This window comes from Shewanella sp. S23-S33 (assembly GCF_043359565.1).
Lineage (GTDB): Bacteria > Pseudomonadota > Gammaproteobacteria > Enterobacterales > Shewanellaceae > Shewanella > Shewanella oncorhynchi.
Genome location: NZ_JBHFFD010000075.1, coordinates 1 through 15,486, shown reverse-complemented (window position 1 = coordinate 15,486; position 15,486 = coordinate 1). Strand labels below are relative to the sequence as shown.

18 protein-coding genes are annotated in these 15,486 nt (G+C 46.2%); 10 read left to right on the top strand and 8 right to left on the bottom strand.

Annotation, left to right across the window (positions count from 1 at the left end; genetic code table 11):
* Position 1: 1 nt before the first annotated feature.
* Positions 2 to 526: a menaquinone-dependent protoporphyrinogen IX dehydrogenase gene (gene hemG / locus ACHA99_RS21215; protein WP_263183818.1), complete on the top strand. Its 525-nt coding sequence runs from the start codon at positions 2 to 4 to the stop codon at positions 524 to 526.
* A gap of 63 nt (positions 527 to 589) precedes the next feature.
* Here hemG (ACHA99_RS21215) and ACHA99_RS21210 read toward each other — a convergent pair whose 3' ends face one another.
* A complete protein-coding gene (locus ACHA99_RS21210; RefSeq protein WP_105250823.1) occupies positions 590 to 898 on the bottom strand; it encodes a metalloregulator ArsR/SmtB family transcription factor in 309 nt (102 codons plus the stop codon).
* Positions 899 to 1,097: 199 nt separating this feature from the next.
* On the opposite strand from ACHA99_RS21210, the gene hemG (ACHA99_RS21205) reads away from it, so the two are divergent.
* Positions 1,098 to 1,652: a menaquinone-dependent protoporphyrinogen IX dehydrogenase gene (hemG, locus tag ACHA99_RS21205; RefSeq protein ID WP_105250824.1), complete on the top strand. Its 555-nt coding sequence runs from the start codon at positions 1,098 to 1,100 to the stop codon at positions 1,650 to 1,652.
* 54 nt (positions 1,653 to 1,706) lie between these two features.
* Here the strand turns inward: hemG (ACHA99_RS21205) and ACHA99_RS21200 are convergent, their stop codons facing one another.
* From ACHA99_RS21200 to def, 5 genes are read right to left on the bottom strand one after another with little or no spacing between them, the layout of a single operon-like run.
* Positions 1,707 to 3,149, bottom strand: coding sequence for a TrkH family potassium uptake protein (locus ACHA99_RS21200; RefSeq protein ID WP_113941395.1), 1,443 nt, complete (start codon positions 3,147 to 3,149; stop codon positions 1,707 to 1,709).
* Positions 3,150 to 3,169: 20 nt separating this feature from the next.
* Positions 3,170 to 4,579, bottom strand: coding sequence for a Trk system potassium transporter TrkA (gene trkA, locus ACHA99_RS21195; RefSeq protein ID WP_105250826.1), 1,410 nt, complete (start codon positions 4,577 to 4,579; stop codon positions 3,170 to 3,172).
* A gap of 15 nt (positions 4,580 to 4,594) precedes the next feature.
* Entirely contained in the window at positions 4,595 to 5,881 is a 1,287-nt protein-coding gene (rsmB, locus tag ACHA99_RS21190) for a 16S rRNA (cytosine(967)-C(5))-methyltransferase RsmB (RefSeq protein ID WP_286992716.1), read from the bottom strand.
* Positions 5,882 to 5,883: 2 nt separating this feature from the next.
* Positions 5,884 to 6,840, bottom strand: a complete 957-nt coding sequence (fmt, locus tag ACHA99_RS21185; protein WP_131524501.1) for a methionyl-tRNA formyltransferase — start codon at positions 6,838 to 6,840, stop codon at positions 5,884 to 5,886.
* Positions 6,841 to 6,848: 8 nt separating this feature from the next.
* Positions 6,849 to 7,361, bottom strand: coding sequence for a peptide deformylase (gene def / locus ACHA99_RS21180; RefSeq protein ID WP_263238753.1), 513 nt, complete (start codon positions 7,359 to 7,361; stop codon positions 6,849 to 6,851).
* Positions 7,362 to 7,486: 125 nt separating this feature from the next.
* On the opposite strand from def, the gene ACHA99_RS21175 reads away from it, so the two are divergent.
* The 6 genes from ACHA99_RS21175 (at position 7,487) to hemF (ending at position 12,524) form a co-directional block, all read left to right on the top strand.
* Positions 7,487 to 8,617: a LysM peptidoglycan-binding domain-containing protein gene (locus ACHA99_RS21175; RefSeq protein ID WP_393944812.1), complete on the top strand. Its 1,131-nt coding sequence runs from the start codon at positions 7,487 to 7,489 to the stop codon at positions 8,615 to 8,617.
* An 83-nt stretch (positions 8,618 to 8,700) separates the two neighbouring features.
* Positions 8,701 to 9,717, top strand: coding sequence for a DNA-processing protein DprA (dprA, locus tag ACHA99_RS21170; RefSeq protein ID WP_393944810.1), 1,017 nt, complete (start codon positions 8,701 to 8,703; stop codon positions 9,715 to 9,717).
* A gap of 2 nt (positions 9,718 to 9,719) precedes the next feature.
* A complete protein-coding gene (locus tag ACHA99_RS21165; protein WP_006083793.1) occupies positions 9,720 to 10,193 on the top strand; it encodes a DUF494 family protein in 474 nt (157 codons plus the stop codon).
* A gap of 119 nt (positions 10,194 to 10,312) precedes the next feature.
* A complete protein-coding gene (locus ACHA99_RS21160; RefSeq protein WP_105253028.1) occupies positions 10,313 to 10,876 on the top strand; it encodes a type I DNA topoisomerase in 564 nt (187 codons plus the stop codon).
* 147 nt (positions 10,877 to 11,023) lie between these two features.
* Positions 11,024 to 11,590, top strand: a complete 567-nt coding sequence (locus ACHA99_RS21155) for an L-threonylcarbamoyladenylate synthase (RefSeq protein ID WP_168827564.1) — start codon at positions 11,024 to 11,026, stop codon at positions 11,588 to 11,590.
* A 25-nt stretch (positions 11,591 to 11,615) separates the two neighbouring features.
* Positions 11,616 to 12,524 (top strand): oxygen-dependent coproporphyrinogen oxidase, encoded by a 909-nt coding sequence (gene hemF, locus ACHA99_RS21150; protein WP_393944807.1) that lies wholly within the window; start codon positions 11,616 to 11,618, stop codon positions 12,522 to 12,524.
* A 34-nt stretch (positions 12,525 to 12,558) separates the two neighbouring features.
* On the opposite strand, the gene ACHA99_RS21145 is transcribed toward hemF, so the two are convergent.
* Positions 12,559 to 12,996 (bottom strand): group II truncated hemoglobin, encoded by a 438-nt coding sequence (locus ACHA99_RS21145; protein ID WP_263183830.1) that lies wholly within the window; start codon positions 12,994 to 12,996, stop codon positions 12,559 to 12,561.
* 153 nt (positions 12,997 to 13,149) lie between these two features.
* Here ACHA99_RS21145 and aroE point away from each other — a divergent pair, with 153 nt between their 5' ends.
* Both aroE and ACHA99_RS21135 read left to right on the top strand, forming a co-directional pair.
* Complete coding sequence (gene aroE, locus ACHA99_RS21140; protein WP_113941388.1) at positions 13,150 to 13,998, top strand: shikimate dehydrogenase; 849 nt, start codon at positions 13,150 to 13,152, stop codon at positions 13,996 to 13,998.
* Between the two features lie 5 nt (positions 13,999 to 14,003).
* The gene (locus ACHA99_RS21135; protein WP_113941387.1) at positions 14,004 to 14,279 is read left to right on the top strand and encodes a DUF1488 domain-containing protein; all 276 of its coding nucleotides are present in this window, start codon (positions 14,004 to 14,006) and stop codon (positions 14,277 to 14,279) included.
* Positions 14,280 to 14,413: 134 nt separating this feature from the next.
* Here the strand turns inward: ACHA99_RS21135 and ACHA99_RS21130 are convergent, their stop codons facing one another.
* Complete coding sequence (locus ACHA99_RS21130) at positions 14,414 to 14,962, bottom strand: gamma carbonic anhydrase family protein (protein ID WP_173248524.1); 549 nt, start codon at positions 14,960 to 14,962, stop codon at positions 14,414 to 14,416.
* Positions 14,963 to 15,486 lie beyond the last annotated feature (524 nt).

Here is a 15,486-nt window from a genome sequence, read left to right as displayed (position 1 = left end):
CATGCAGACGTTAATAATCTATTCGACGATAGATGGCCAAACATTGGCAATTTGCCAAAAAATGAAGACGATTGCTGAACAGGCGGGAGAGCAGGTTTCGCTCGCCACATTAGAGCAGGCGGAAGCGTTGAGCTTAGTGGATTTTGATAAAGTGCTGATTGGTGCCAGTATTCGCTATGGTAAACATAGACCAGAGCTTTATCAGTATGTGAATCGCCACCATGCAGTGCTAGATACTAAGATTAATGGTTTTTTTACCGTTAACGTAGTGGCGCGCAAACCCTTAAAAAATACGCCTGAAACCAATCCTTATATGCAAAAGTTTCTCAAGCTTTCACTGTGGCAACCCCAGCTGTTAGAAGTGTTTGCGGGCAAGATTGATTACCCTAAATACGGTTTCTTCGACCGGACCATGATACGTTTTATCATGTGGTTGACTAAAGGGCCAACTGATATTACAGGTACTTTTGAGTTTACCGATTGGGCAAAAGTCGATGCCTTCGGTAACCGTTTTAGCCGACATTAAAAACCATTAAGCCCTAATCACTTGCAAGAGGTTAGGGCTTAAATTTAGGCTAATTTTACAGTGTTAGGCTGCGCAATAGCGGCTATGCAGAATCGAAATCACTTGGGTGACTTGCTCGTTCTTGAGTTTATAGTAAACAATTTGCGAGCTCTTACGGGTATCCACGAGATCTTCTGCGCGTAATACGGCTAAATGCTGGGATAGAGCCGACTGGCTTAATGGCACTGTGGCGTTGAGCTCGGTTACGCTCAACTCTTTGTCTAGTAATAGACATAAAATCATTAGGCGATAAGGGTTCGCTATGGCCTTGAGCCATTTAGCCGCACTTTCCGCATTAGTTACCATTGCATCTACATCTATATCATTTTGCATAAGGTCACTCACTTTATCGCTTTTGATTAGATAATTCTAATTGAACACATGTGTTTACGCAATCATACTGCTCGGCAATGCAGATCTCAATTTTTGCATCTCAGAATATGAGATACGACTGATTTGTGATCCTATCAGAGGTTTATTTAACGTAACCTTGCCACAATGGTGGTATTACTCAGTGGATCGGGAATTGCCTATGACACGCGTCCTCGTACTTTATTTTACCCGTGGTGGCCATACGGCCAAGATTGCCAGTGCAATTGCCGAGCAATTAAGATTTCGTGACGCTAAGGTTGACCTCATCGATATCAACAGTGCTGCCGCAACTTGTATTAATTGGCCTGATTATGATGTCGTTGCCTTAGGTGCCTGCGTGCTCTATGGCACCTATGATAAGAGCGTTTTTCAATTTATTGAGCAGCATGCACAGGCTCTGGGCGCATTGCCAAACAGTTTTTTCTGCGTCAATGTTGTGGCGAGAAATCCTGAAAAACGTATCCCTGCAAATAATAAATATCTGCAAAAGTTCATTGCGTTATCGCCATGGACGCCTGCTGATCTTAAAATTATTGCGGGCAAAGTGGATTATCCTTCATGGCCTTGGTATGACAGATTGGCGATTCAGTTGATTATGAAGATGACTAAGGGTCCAACTGATCCTAAGTCAGTTATCGATTATACCGACTGGGCAGATGTGAAAGTCTATGCTGATCATCTGTTGGAATTAGCTGACGTTACTGCAACAGCTTAATAAAAAAGGCGCTTAACAAGTTAAGCGCCTTTTTAGTATTCAAGCTCTACTGAATTAGTACTTCCAGAAACTCGGGTGGAACAACACCGCCACGGTTAAGATTTCTAAACGACCGAGGAGCATGCCGAGTGACAACGCCCATTTAGCGACATCGGGTAGCGTTGAGAAGTTACCTACAGGTCCAATAATCGGGCCTAAACCAGGGCCCACGTTAGTGACTGCCGTAATCGCGCCCGTGAAACTGGTCATAGGATCGAGACCCGTGAGCACTAAAATCACTGACAAGCCTACAATCACCATCACAAACAGCAGTACGAAAGTGATCAGAGAGCGCACGATATCATCACTGATGATGCGGTTGTTGTAACGTTCCCTAAAGATACCGTTTGGATGACATTGCTGTTTCAATTGCTCGCGCATAATGGCCCCAGCAATTTGAAAACGGAAGATCTTAATCCCGCCCGAAGTTGAACCAGAGCAACTACCGACAAACATTAAAAACAGGAAGGCGATATTGGCAAAGGCGCCCCAAGCACCGTAGTCCGTTAAGCCATAACCTGTAGTGGTGACTACCGATACCACGTTAAAGCTGGATAAACGCAGTGCATCTAGAAGCTCAATGTCGCGGGTTTGCCACAGCCAGAAGCCAATAGAACAAGATACAAATGTGAGGAAAAATAAGAAGCCTTTGACCTGAGCATCGTTCCAAATCCGTAGATCCCTTTGCTGTATGGTTTGTACAAACATGAGCAGTGGCAAGCCACCTGCTGCCATAAAGAAAATCCCAACCCAGTGTGCAGAGTTGGAGAACGCCGCCATTGAGCTATCTGAGGTCGAGTAGCCACCAGTCGAGAGGGTGGTCATTGCATGATTGATGGCCTGAAACCAAGTCATTCCCGCCAGATGATAGGCAACACAGCAGATACTCGTTAGTAAAATATATATAAAGAATAAATACTTAGCCATGCTTTGGGTGCGAGGCACTGCTTTATCGCTCCAATCGGATGATTCAGTGCGGAATAACCGCATCCCGCCAACGTTTAAGAAGGGCAGAATCGCCACCGCCATTACGATAAAACCAATCCCACCTAGCCATTGCAATAAAGAGCGCCAGATTAAGATACTGTGATCCATAGTATCCAACCCTGAGAGTACAGTAGAACCTGTGGTCGTGATGCCGGACATGGTTTCAAAGAAGGCGTCGGTATAACCAATACCGTGATAAAGGGTAAATGGCATGGCCGCGAATAGGCTTACGATCAACCACGTTAGGCTGGTTAGCAGGAACATATCGCGGATATTGAGGTTAATGCTTTTGCTCTGGCCATTGTGTAAACACAGGCTTGAGCTAATGCCTGTGACTAATGCCGACACCATAAAAGAGCCCACGGTTTCCTCACCTTTGTATGCGGCGAGGAGCAGAGGGATCAGCATGAAAGCTGTCAGCATGGACAAAAAAAGCCCTAAAATAAACAATAGCGGTCTAAAGTTCAGCATAAGTTGGCTTACTAAGGTTCTTAGAAGAAGAAAGCACTTGGTTGGAAAAGCTTCTCGACTTCGCCGACAAACTTTTTATTCACTAAGAACAAGATCACGTGATCTCCTTGCTCTATCACGGTTTTGTCGTGGGCCATCAGCACTTCATCATTGCGGACAATGGCGCCAATCGTTGTCCCTGGTGGCAACTTAATATCACCAATGGCTTTGCCAACGACTTTAGAAGTGCTGGCATCTCCGTGGGCAATGGCTTCAATTGCCTCGGCCGCCCCACGACGTAGAGAGTAAACGTTACAGATATCACCCTGACGAATATGAGTTAATAGTGCTGAAATCGTCGCTTGTTGTGGTGAGATTGCAATATCGATGTTGGCTTCTTGCACTATATCCACATAGGCTTCGCGTTGAATAAGCACCATGACCTTTTTCGCGCCCATACGTTTTGCTAGCAGGGCGGACATAATATTGGCTTCGTCGTCATTGGTGACCGCAATAAATACGTCGGTTTGGTCTATGTGTTCTTCGAGCAGTAATTCTTGATCTGAGGCATCACCGCAGAACACTGTGGTATTTTCCAGCTGCTCCGATAAGGCTTCTGCACGTTCTAATTTATGCTCAATCAGTTTGACCGAGTGGGTGCGCTCAAGGCGTTTTGCTAAGCCTAGGCCTATGTTACCGCCACCGGCGATCATAATGTTGCGGTAGGAGTTATCGAGCTTTTGCATTTCGCTCATGACAGCGCGAATGTGGCGACTGTCTGCAACGAAGAAGACTTCATCATCGGCTTCGATAATGGTCGTTCCGCGAGGCATAATAGCGCGGCCTTGGCGGAAAATCGCCGCGACCCGGGTATCAATATTGGGCATGTGTTCGCGAAGTGCTGCTAATGCATTCCCCACCAGTGGGCCGCCATAATAGGCTCGAACAGCCACTAGGCTCAACCGGCCTTCCGCAAATTCAAGCACTTGCAATGCGCCTGGATATTCTACGAGTCGCTGGATGTAAGCGGTCACTAACTGTTCAGGGGCGATTAATTCATCGATCACGAAGCCGCCACGGGGACGACCATCGCTATTTTTGGTTTCACTGTCGATAAAGAGTTTATCGCGCATCGCCAAATACGGTTCTGAGCGGATACGGGCAATTTTAGTCGGCGTACCAAAAAGGGTATAGGCAATCTGGCAGGCAGCCATATTGCATTCATCACTATTGGTTACGGCGATAAGCATGTCGGCATCTTCTGCGCCCGCTTCTCTGAGCACATCAGGGTGAGCGGCATGGCCCGCTACGACGCGAAGGTCATATTTATCTTGCAGGGCGCGTAATCTGGATTTGTCATAATCGACAATGGTGATGTCATTGTTCTCACCCACCAAATTTTCGGCCAAGGTTCCCCCAACTTGACCCGCACCTAATATGATAATTTTCATGGCCTTGCTTACTTCCTAATCAGTCGCTTTCAATAAACGGGCATAATAAAACCCATCCATATTGTCTTGTCCTGGCGTGATTTGCCAACCTATATCCTGTGGCGAATTTTGCTGGGCAAGTGTGTCTAGCTTAGCATCTACCGTTCTATCTAAAAACGCACTGATCTGGTCGCGGTTTTCCTGCGGTAAAATCGAACAAGTGGCATAAAGAAGCGTGCCACCGGGTTTTAGCCACTTCCAGCAATGATCGAGAATTTGCTGTTGTAGTTCAGCCAATTCTTCAATGTCATGGTTTTTTCGCAACCATTTAATATCGGGATGGCGGCGGATCACTCCTGTGGCTGAGCAAGGCGCGTCCAGTAAGATACGATCAAATTGTCCGCCTTGCCACCATGAGTCTATGTTGGCCGCATCACCATGGATAAGCTCCGCTTTTAATGATAAGCGGTCAAGGTTCTGTTGCACACGTTCAAGGCGTTTAGCATCAAAATCAACAGCGACTAATTTGATACTCGGCTCAAGTTCGAGTAAGTGACAACTTTTGCCACCGGGTGCCGCGCAGGCATCGAGTATTAATTCATTCGCTTGCGGGGCAAGTAATGTCGCCGCCCATTGTGCCGCGCCATCTTGCACTGATGCAGCACCTTCATGAAAGTGTGGCAGTGTGGCGACATCCTTTGGATGCGCTAGGAGAATGGCATCGGCACTGCTGCCTTCGCTCGCTTCAATGTCGATTTCGGCTAGGGCTGCGAGGTATTCGGCACGGCTCTGGGATAAGCGATTGTTACGCAGCCACATGGGCGGGCGTTCATGGCTTTGTTGAATGATGTCTTGCCACTGCTCGGGATAGGCTTCTTTTAAGCGCTTAATTAACCAAGCGGGTGTGTTATAGCTTAAGGTATCTGATTCTGTGTTTAGCGGCGATAGCTGGCGCTGAATATTGCGCAGTACACCATTAACCACTTTGACCATGCCTTCAAATTTTAATTGGCGACAGGCTTCGGCGGTTTCTGAAATTGCGGCGTGGCTTGGAATTCGAGTGAAGTACAGTTGATAGCAACCTACGATCAGGAGCTGGTGGATAATCCTTTGTTTGCCTTTAAGTGGTTTCTCTAGGCATTCACTGATGCGTTTTTCTATTTGCGGCAGAGTGCGCATCACGCCATAGCAGATCTCGGCAAGTAGGGCTTTATCTTTGCCGCTGGCAAGATGTTTTTGTTGATCAGGCAATGCCACTGACAGTGACACGCCTTTTTCTAATACTTCGAAGATGGCTTTCGCAGCTAGCGCGCGCAAGTTCATGATTATTGTGCCTCGTTTGCGAGGCGAGTATTAGGGCTAAACCATTCACCTCGAGCATTGAGAATATCGGCAACATTGAGTGGCTTTTTCCCCGGAAGCTGCATACTCAGCAGGGTTAACACACCATCAGCGGTGGCGACGTCGATGCCTTTTTTGCTGGCGCTGATAATAGTGCCCGGAGCAGCTGTGCTGGTGGTTTCGCTGACTTGGGTTTGCCACACTTTAATAGTGTTACCTTGGTGCTCAAAGTAACTCACAGGCCAAGGATTAAAGGCGCGGACTTCTTGCCAGAGTTGTTTGGCAGATTTATTCCAATCGAGTCTGGCTTCTTCTTTGCTGAGTTTTTCTGCGTAGTTCGCTAAGGCTTCATCTTGTTTTTCAGCGGCTAAGGTACCGTTTGCTAAACCCTCGAGGGCTTGCAATAGGGCAACGGGACCTTGTTCTGCCAGTTTCTCGTAAAGGCTGGCTGACGTGTCGTTATCTTCGATTGGCAGATAGGTTTTAAGCAGCATGTCACCAGTATCTAAACCCACATCCATCTGCATAACGGTTACGCCAGTTTCTTTGTCGCCGGCCCAAAGCGCGCGTTGGATCGGTGCGGCACCACGCCAGCGTGGCAAAATAGAACCATGAACGTTAATACAACCTAAACGCGGTGTATCTAATACGACTTTTGGCAGGATAAGACCGTAGGCAACTACCACCATAATATCGGCGTTGAGTGCGGCAAGTTCTTGTTGCGCGGGTTCTTTACGTAATGAGCCGGGTTGAAACACTGGAATACTATTGGCGATAGCGAGTTCTTTTACTGGGCTGGCGGTCAGTTTCTTGCCGCGGCCAGCGGGTCTATCGGGCTGAGTGTAAACGCCAATCACATTGTGGTGTGAGTTTAAAAGTGCTTGTAAGTGGCGAGCGGCAAAATCCGGTGTTCCGGCAAAGATGATGTTGAGTGGTTTCAAATCTGATCCTATGCTTCTTTGGCGTCCAATCGGGCCGCTTTTTCAAGTTTTTGTTTGATCCGCTGACGTTTTAGCGGCGACAAATAATCGACAAACAATTTGCCTTTGAGGTGATCCATTTCGTGTTGAATACAAATGGCAAATAACTCATCGGCCTCAACTATAAATTCGTTACCGTGCCTGTCTAAGGCTTTTACCGTGACAAATTCGGCGCGATCGACTTTGGCGTAAATCCCCGGAACCGACAGGCAACCTTCTTCATTGCAGAAGTCACCGCTGCTGGCGATAATTTCGGGGTTGATAAACACTTTGGGTCGTTCGACTTCATCCTGTAAGTCCATGACAATAAGTTGTTTATGGTAATCAACTTGGGTCGCGGCCAGACCGATACCTTTTTCTTGGTACATGGTTTCGAACATATCATCAATGTGAGTCTGCAGCTCGGCATTAAACTCTGTGATGGGTGTGGCTTGTGTTCGTAATCTTTCGTCAGGGAATTGTAATACTTTTAATAGTGTCATACATAAACTCTTAACAAGTCTGTCAAATCTCTGCCAGTTAGTTATACTGACTGATGCTAATGAGTTAATTTTAATCTTTAGTGCCTACCAATAACAGTAAAAGCTCAAACTAAGAGTTAAACAACATGGAAATACCCATGAAACGGTTAATTTTACTCGCGTTAATGACATTCAATTGCACGTTTGTTGCCGCAGATACCCTGACGCTTAAGGCGGGGCATCCTGAGTCATATGTAGTGAAAAAGGGCGATACACTTTGGGATATCTCCGCCGCGTTTCTGAATGACCCATGGAAATGGCCGAGTCTTTGGGATGTAAACCCACAGATTGCTAACCCCCACCTTATTTACCCTGGCGATCAACTCACTCTGGTATTTATTGATGGTCAGCCGCGCCTTGTGCGTAATGGTGCTACTGTCGATAGTGCTAAACCCCATGTAAGAAAGAGTCCCGAGGGACGTGTCATTGCTAAGAGTAATGCTATTCCAGCCGTTGATTTAGCCTTGATTGAACAATATTTAGTGCAGAATCGGGTCGTCGAGACTCAATGGCTTACTGAGCAACCTATGGTGCTGGCAGGTGAAAGTCCATCGCGTCACCATATTGTGGGTGATGTGATTTATATTGATGCTGAACTGCCAATAAACCAAAAGTATGGTATTTACGAACGCGGTCGCGAGTTTTTCAATAAAGAGTCAGGCGAAGCGTTAGGACAAGAAGCCATTTTGTCGTCTACTGGTCAAGTGATTGAGTCTGGTAAGGTTTCAAAAATTAAGTTGCTAACGAGCTTTCGCGAAACCAAAGCGGGCTTCAGAGTATTGCCGATGGAAAGTGATTCCTTGATGTCAGCTTACTTTACTCCTAAACCTGCGGAATTAAAGATACCGGCTTTAGTGTTAGCGACAGAATCAAATTTGCGTGAAGCGGGTAAGTTGAATGTCGTGTACTTAGATAAAGGCACTCAGGATGGCGTCGAGCCTGGGGTGGTGTTTTCTATTTACCGTGATGGTGAGGTTATTGTTATCAATAATGACGGTATACCGGTTCCTGCAATTGAACGTACTGCCTATGATAACCTAATGGCGTCAGTCTCTTCGGATCGTGCAGTTAAGATGCCGGATGTTTATCATGGTAAGTTGTTAGTGTTTAAAGTGTTTGATAAGGCGAGCTTAGGTTTGATTGTCTCCACCGAGCGGCCTGTTCGTGTCGACGATAAGTTAATCGCCCCAGAATCTTTAGCCTTAAGAGGTCTATAATCTCTGAAAATTTGGTCGATTGGTTAGTTGTTTGTGCTGTATCTGGGCTAGGACCCGCTCGGATCCAACAATTATTAACGCACATGGAAGTGGACGACCTCAGACAAAGGTTAGAGCATGAGAGACAAGCGCTACCTTTATCTGATCATCTGCTCCATAGCCTTGTTATTGATTATCAAAAAGTGGATGTCGCCCTCGAATGGCAACAGCAAGCCGCCGATCATCATCTGCTTTGTTTCTCTGATCCGCTTTATCCCCCATTATTAAAACAACTCTCAGATCCGCCCGCCGTCCTGTTCGTTAAAGGTTGCTTAGAGGCGTTAGCCCTTCCTTATCTTGCGATTGTTGGCAGTCGTAATGCTTCTCCTGGCGGATTGCAGGTCGCTTACCAACTGGCTGCTGAGATGTCCTCAATGGGATTTGGTATCTGTAGTGGCATGGCGATGGGGATTGATGGGGCGGCCCATAAAGCCTGTGTTGACCATCAAGGGCGCACTATTGCCGTACTAGGAACGGGCATAGAGATCATTTATCCACGAAAACATCGACAGCTTTATCATGATATTCAGCGGCAAGGCTGTATACTTAGCGAGTTTTGGCCAGATGTCGGTCCCTTTGCGGGTAATTTCCCGAAACGAAATCGCATTATTAGCGGTCTATCTTTAGGTACTCTTGTGGTTGAAGCCTGTCGCAAAAGCGGCTCTTTAATCACTGCTAGGTTGGCGATGGAACAAGGGCGTGAGGTGTTTGCCGTTCCGGGCTCAATCTTAGGTGGTTACCATCAAGGCTGTCATGATTTATTACGTGATGGAGCAAAGCTTGTGGAAACCGCTGCCGATATAGTGGAAGAGTTGGCAAGTTTAACCGCTTTCCACCTTGAAGAATTGAAGTTATGCCACCATATACAGCAAGGCGAGATTTGTAATTTGCCATTTTCGTCTCTGTTAGCTAGTGTAGGTTATGAAACTACATCAATTGATGCAGTCGTTGAACATAGTGGAAAAACGATAGATCTGGTGTTAGAACAAATGCTTGAACTTGAGTTGCAAGGTTGGGTAATAGCAGTACCCGGTGGTTACGTCAGAGTAAAGAGGAGCTAGCCATGTTTGATATCCTCATGTATCTATTTGAAAACTATGTTCACAGTGAAGTTGAACTACTAGTTGATGAAGACGAGTTAACCAAGGAACTCACTCGTGCCGGATTTCATCAATCCGAGATTTTAAAAGCGTTAACTTGGTTAGAGCGCTTAGCTGAATTACAAGAAGGGGATAAACCTTATCTTTGTAATCACGATCAGCATTCGTTTCGTATCTATACAAAGGACGAAATGGACAAGCTGGATGTAGAATCCCGCGGTTTCTTGTTGTTTTTAGAGCAAGTTAAAGTGCTGAATGTCGAAACCCGTGAAATGGTGATCGATAGAGTTATGGAGTTGGATGAACCAACCCTGATTTTAGAAGATCTCAAATGGGTTATCTTAATGGTGCTGTTTAATGCTCCTGGCCATGAGTCCGCTTATGAGCAAATGGAAGATTTAATCTTCGAACAGCCCGAAGGCCGACTGCATTCTTAATTGTTGTGAAAGATGAATTATGAGAGAAAGGAGGCTAAGACCTCCTTTTTTGATGCCATAAATTCCTTGATGGCACTGCGCTTGATATCCTAATGCGCTACGACAGGTGGTGAATGATTATGTCTAAGATTGATGAACAATTATTTAGTGCCCACGAACACGCACTGGAAAAAGAATACGAACTTTGCCCTGAATGTGGCAGCGAGTTATCGGTCAAACACAGTAAGCACGGCGGTTTTATTGGCTGTAATAATTACCCTAGCTGTAATTACACTCGTCCCTTAGTGCAACACGAATCCATTGAAACTCAAGTGATTGAAGGTTCTGTATGTCCTGAATGCGGCCACGAGCTGGCGGTAAAATCTGGTCGATTTGGGATCTTTATTGGTTGCACTCAATACCCTAGCTGCACGCATATTGAAAAACAGGATCAAGCGAGTGACAAGCCTGACATTCCTTGCCCTGAATGCAAAGCGGGTAAGCTTGAGCACAGAACGAGTCGCTTCGGAAAGAGTTTTTATGCCTGCAGTGCTTACCCTAAGTGTAAGTTTATTGTGAATTATCCTCCGGTTGCTGAAGCTTGCCCGAGTTGTGGTTTTGGGATCTTAGTCGAGCGTAAAGGTGCGGCTGGGATGCGTTTAGAATGCCCGCAAAAAAGCTGTAAATACAAAAGACCACTTTAGTTTATTGTGTGACCTGCATCTTAATATTTGGCCGATGAAAGTGGCTTGCGTATAATCCTCGGCTGACCGCTGATGGGGCGGTCAGTATTCGAATTTATCCAATAATTTGATTGTTGAAATCGACAATACTCAAAAGGTGATCCTAAGATGTTGCAGCTGCACCCATCTGACATAAAAGATATTGTGCTTAACGGTGGTGTTATCGCTTATCCAACCGAGGCCGTTTATGGCCTAGGTTGCGACCCAGATAATGACACCGCTATCCAAAAGTTATTGGCGGTAAAACAGCGCCCATGGCAAAAGGGACTGATCTTAGTCGCCAGTGATTTTCAGCAGCTTTTAGCTTATGTTGATGAATCGCAATTAACGGCTGAGCAGCTCGAGTTTGCATTTTCCAAGTGGCCGGGGCCTTTTACCTTTGTAATGCCAATCAAAGCGCAGGTTTCAAAATACCTCTGTGGTGAATTTGACTCTATCGCAGTGCGAGTATCTGCCCATGCTGGAGTGCAATCCCTGTGCCGCGCGCTCAATAAACCTTTAGTGTCGACCAGCGCTAACCTTGCGGGTGAAGAGCCAGCATTAACTGCCGATGAAATTCTTGCAGATTTTACAGGTAAAATTGATGCACTCGTATTAGGTGAACTCGGCGAACAACGTCAGCCCTCGACCATTATCGATGCGCGAAGCGGTAAGATTTTACGAAATGGACAATGAGCAAACCAATAATAAGGATAACAAGATGAGTGTGCCTGATGTTGCAGTGGTAAAAGCGTTTTTAATCGATCTACAAAACCGAATTTGTGCTGGTTTACAGGTGCTGGATGGTGAAGCAACGTTTGCCGCCGATTCATGGACTCGCGCCGAAGGCGGTGGTGGTACGAGCCGAGTATTAACCCAAGGTGCAGTGTTCGAGCAAGCTGGGGTTAACTTTTCCCATGTGACTGGCGCTGCTATGCCTGCGTCGGCTACGGCGCATCGCCCTGAGTTAGCGGGCCGTAGTTTTGAAGCTATGGGCGTTTCTTTAGTGATTCATCCTAATAATCCTTATATCCCAACGACTCATGCCAATGTGCGCTTCTTCATTGCTCAAAAAGAAGGTGCCGATCCCGTGTGGTGGTTTGGCGGTGGTTTTGATTTAACACCTTATTATCCATTTGAGGAAGATGTGCGCGAGTGGCATCAAACGTCTAAGGATATTTGTGCGCCTTTCGGGGATGAGGTTTATCCCAAGTATAAGAAATGGTGTGATGAGTATTTCTTCCTACCGCATCGTAATGAAACCCGCGGCGTGGGTGGATTGTTTTTCGATGACTTGAATCAAGCAGGATTCGAGCAAAGCTTTAGCTTTATGCAAGCCGTGGGTAATGGCTTCTTAACGGCCTATGCGCCGATTGTCGAGCGTCGTAAAGAGACTGAATTCGGTGAGCGTGAGCGTCAGTTCCAACTCTATCGTCGTGGTCGTTATGTTGAGTTCAACTTAGTCTACGACAGAGGCACGTTGTTTGGTCTGCAGACCGGTGGACGTACCGAGTCTATCTTAATGTCGATGCCGCCATTAGTGCGTTGGCAATATGCTTATACGCCAGAGGCGGGAAGCCCAGAGGCAGATTTGTACGATAACTACCTCAAACCCCGCGACTGGGTTTAGCCAGTAATCTTAAAAAGTGGATGCGATGTCCACTTTATTGATTACGCATATGATCAGCCAGAGTTGAAATCGCCTCAAAGATGGCGGCTCGATGCTCTGGCTTATTAATGTTTTCTTCAATCGCAAATTTCATACAAAACAGCCATTGATCCCGCATCGCCTCATCGACGGCGAAATGCATGTGTCGTGCTCGCAATGCGGGATGACCATATTTCTGCTGGTAGAGCTGCGGTCCGCCGAGCCAACCACTTAAAAATTCGCACAACTTCTGCTCTGATTCCGCAATTGGCGCTCTATGAATGGCAAGCAGTGTTGCCGTTTCTTCAGAGCTTGCCATCTTCTGATAAAAACTCTTTGCGATAGCACGTATCACCTGTTCGCCACCGATTAAATCATAGGCGTTAGATTGACTCGGATCGCGATCATCCTGTGGCGGAGTGTGTTTACTAAAAATCTTTTTAAGCCAGTTCATTGGAATAGTCGTTCACTAAAATAGAGAGTATTGAGCCGATGGCGCATTATAGCGTGAAACCCAACGTGAAATTTAGTTGAACATAATTCGTCTTGCCTAGGCTCAAAAGCGCGGTAGACTGCAAAGCCATTGAACCTAAAATTTAATATCGCTATGACAGACAGATACGCAGTGTTTGGCAATCCAATTAGCCACAGTAAATCGCCGTTCATTCATGGACAATTTGCCGCGCCCACCCAAGAGTTATTAACCTATGAAGCCATTCTTGCTCCGGTCGATGGTTTTGAAGCCTCACTGACGGCGTTTTTCAATGCGGGCGGCAAGGGCGCGAATGTGACAGTGCCTTTTAAGGAGCAAGCTTTTGCGCTGTGTGACAGTCTCAGCCCAGAGGCCAAGCTTGCTGGCGCGGTAAACACCTTAAGTTTATTGGCCGATGGCACTATTCGCGGTGATAACACCGATGGTTTAGGGCTGGTGGCCGATCTCATCGCTAACTTAGGCAGCCTGCAAGATAAGCGCGTGTTACTTATTGGTGCTGGTGGTGCGGCGCGCGGTTGTATTCTGCCGTTATTAAATGCGGGAATTGCGCAGATGATCATCAGTAATCGCACTCACACTAAGGCACAGCTTCTGGTCGATATCTTTACTTCGGTGGATAACGGTGCTTTCGCAAATAGAGTCACCGCCGTAGAAATGAATGAGCTTGTGGGCGAGTTCGATGTCATCATCAATTCAACCTCGGCCAGTCTTGCGGGCGAGTTGCCAACTTTGCCAGCGCATATCATCACCACCCAAACTGTTTGTTATGACATGATGTATGGCGCCTCGGTCACCGCGTTTAACCAATGGGCGCTATCTCAAGGTGCAGCTAAGGTTATTGATGGGCTCGGCATGTTAGTCGGACAAGCGGCTAAGAGTTTTACCCTATGGCGAGGTATCGAGCCCGACACTCAAGTGGTATTAAATCTTTTGCGGGATAAACTCATGGCCGAGCCTAAGTAGGAAGCATGAATCAAAGTATTCTTTTCCCCGAACTGCAATATTGGGACGACGCCCACAAGCGAGTCTGCTTTATCGCGCAGTCACAGGGGATGAACATCAAGTGCTATATCAGTGTGAATAAGTTAGCCGAGCTGAATGATTTCTCTGAACAGCCGAGTGCCAATGAAGCCGCCGCTATGCTGGCATTGTTTGATGCGGTGAGATTTGATGCCGAAGAAATGGCGGAAGACTTAATTGAAGCCGAAGAGTTTGATGAGTTTGGGGCAGTACACTTAGGCTAAACTTATCGAACTTAGATAGTTTTCTGAATCAGCGAATAGCAAAAGGCGGTAGAGACTCAATGAGTCTCTACCGCCTTTATTATATAGCTATAGTGACACTAAGCGACTAACTATAAGAGATTGGCTATAAGTGATTAGATGTTTTGTAACTCAACTAAGTATTCGTTTTTCAGTCTGACATAGTTGTCGGCAGATTCTGGCAAAAAGGCAATTTCGGCAGTCGTTAATGGGCGAGCCTGCTTAACTGGGCTGCCTACATATAAATAGCCACTCTGTAATACCTTGCCCGGTGGCACTAAAGAACCAGCACCTAAGATCACATCATCTTCTAAAATCGCACCGTCGAGAATAATCGCACCCATGCCCACTAATACTCGGTTACCGACTTTGCAACCGTGAAGCATAGCCTTGTGACCAATAGTCACATCATCACCAATAATCAGTGGATGACCATCGGGACGAGCAGCTGACTTACGCGTTACATGCAATATGCTACCGTCTTGTACGTTCGAGCGTTTACCAATACGAATATGGTTAACATCACCACGCGCCGCCACCATAGGCCAAATACTGGCATCAGTATCTAACGCAATATCGCCAACAAGCACCGAAGCTTCATCTACATATACGTTATTGCCTAATTGAGGATGAATACCTTGGTAAGTTCTGAGTGGCCCTGACATAGAAAAGTCCCTAATTGAGTGGTTTTTAGCATTATAAAGGTTAAAAACTAGCGGGTCAGGTCAAATATCCAACGAACAGTGAGAAAATGACAATTATCTTAAAAATAGGGGTTGCGGACTTTCTTAATCTCCCTATAATGCGCATCCACTGACACGGCAGACAGCGAAAGCAAGCTGACGAGTTAGGTTGAATTGAGTCGCTTTTAAGCACTTAATTCAAGCACAGCAAGAAGTTGTTAAAAACTCCTTGACGCTAAACGGGAAATGCGTAAAATGCACGACCCTGAGCTGATGAAGCATCAGCCCGACCCGCCGGCAACGGTATGTGGTCAACGCTCTTTAACAAGATAAAACAAGAAATCTGTGTGGACACTCACAGGTGTTGAGTTAATCGAAACTGCTTAACCTTCGGGTTGGCAGTCAAAAATTTAAATCAATGTAACAATGAGTGTTCATAGTAATATGTACAGTTTGTTTCTGCTTTTAAGTGGGAACAAAAAATCAGAATTCATTGAGCCGCTGAA

What these genes read in the sequence shown, in the direction of transcription:
- ACHA99_RS21155 (WP_168827564.1), top strand. Translation starts at nt 11,024, where the DNA reads ATGTTGCAGCTGCACCCATCTGACATAAAAGATATTGTGCTTAACGGT.
- ACHA99_RS21210 (WP_105250823.1), bottom strand. Translation starts at nt 898, where the DNA reads ATGCAAAATGATATAGATGTAGATGCAATGGTAACTAATGCGGAAAGT.
- dprA (WP_393944810.1), top strand. Translation starts at nt 8,701, where the DNA reads ATGGAAGTGGACGACCTCAGACAAAGGTTAGAGCATGAGAGACAAGCG.
- ACHA99_RS21160 (WP_105253028.1), top strand. Translation starts at nt 10,313, where the DNA reads ATGTCTAAGATTGATGAACAATTATTTAGTGCCCACGAACACGCACTG.
- ACHA99_RS21135 (WP_113941387.1), top strand. Translation starts at nt 14,004, where the DNA reads ATGAATCAAAGTATTCTTTTCCCCGAACTGCAATATTGGGACGACGCC.
- ACHA99_RS21165 (WP_006083793.1), top strand. Translation starts at nt 9,720, where the DNA reads ATGTTTGATATCCTCATGTATCTATTTGAAAACTATGTTCACAGTGAA.
- aroE (WP_113941388.1), top strand. Translation starts at nt 13,150, where the DNA reads ATGACAGACAGATACGCAGTGTTTGGCAATCCAATTAGCCACAGTAAA.
- ACHA99_RS21200 (WP_113941395.1), bottom strand. Translation starts at nt 3,149, where the DNA reads ATGCTGAACTTTAGACCGCTATTGTTTATTTTAGGGCTTTTTTTGTCC.
- ACHA99_RS21175 (WP_393944812.1), top strand. Translation starts at nt 7,487, where the DNA reads ATGGAAATACCCATGAAACGGTTAATTTTACTCGCGTTAATGACATTC.
- def (WP_263238753.1), bottom strand. Translation starts at nt 7,361, where the DNA reads ATGACACTATTAAAAGTATTACAATTCCCTGACGAAAGATTACGAACA.
- hemG (WP_263183818.1), top strand. Translation starts at nt 2, where the DNA reads ATGCAGACGTTAATAATCTATTCGACGATAGATGGCCAAACATTGGCA.
- hemF (WP_393944807.1), top strand. Translation starts at nt 11,616, where the DNA reads ATGAGTGTGCCTGATGTTGCAGTGGTAAAAGCGTTTTTAATCGATCTA.
- rsmB (WP_286992716.1), bottom strand. Translation starts at nt 5,881, where the DNA reads ATGAACTTGCGCGCGCTAGCTGCGAAAGCCATCTTCGAAGTATTAGAA.
- ACHA99_RS21130 (WP_173248524.1), bottom strand. Translation starts at nt 14,962, where the DNA reads ATGTCAGGGCCACTCAGAACTTACCAAGGTATTCATCCTCAATTAGGC.
- trkA (WP_105250826.1), bottom strand. Translation starts at nt 4,579, where the DNA reads ATGAAAATTATCATATTAGGTGCGGGTCAAGTTGGGGGAACCTTGGCC.
- hemG (WP_105250824.1), top strand. Translation starts at nt 1,098, where the DNA reads ATGACACGCGTCCTCGTACTTTATTTTACCCGTGGTGGCCATACGGCC.
- ACHA99_RS21145 (WP_263183830.1), bottom strand. Translation starts at nt 12,996, where the DNA reads ATGAACTGGCTTAAAAAGATTTTTAGTAAACACACTCCGCCACAGGAT.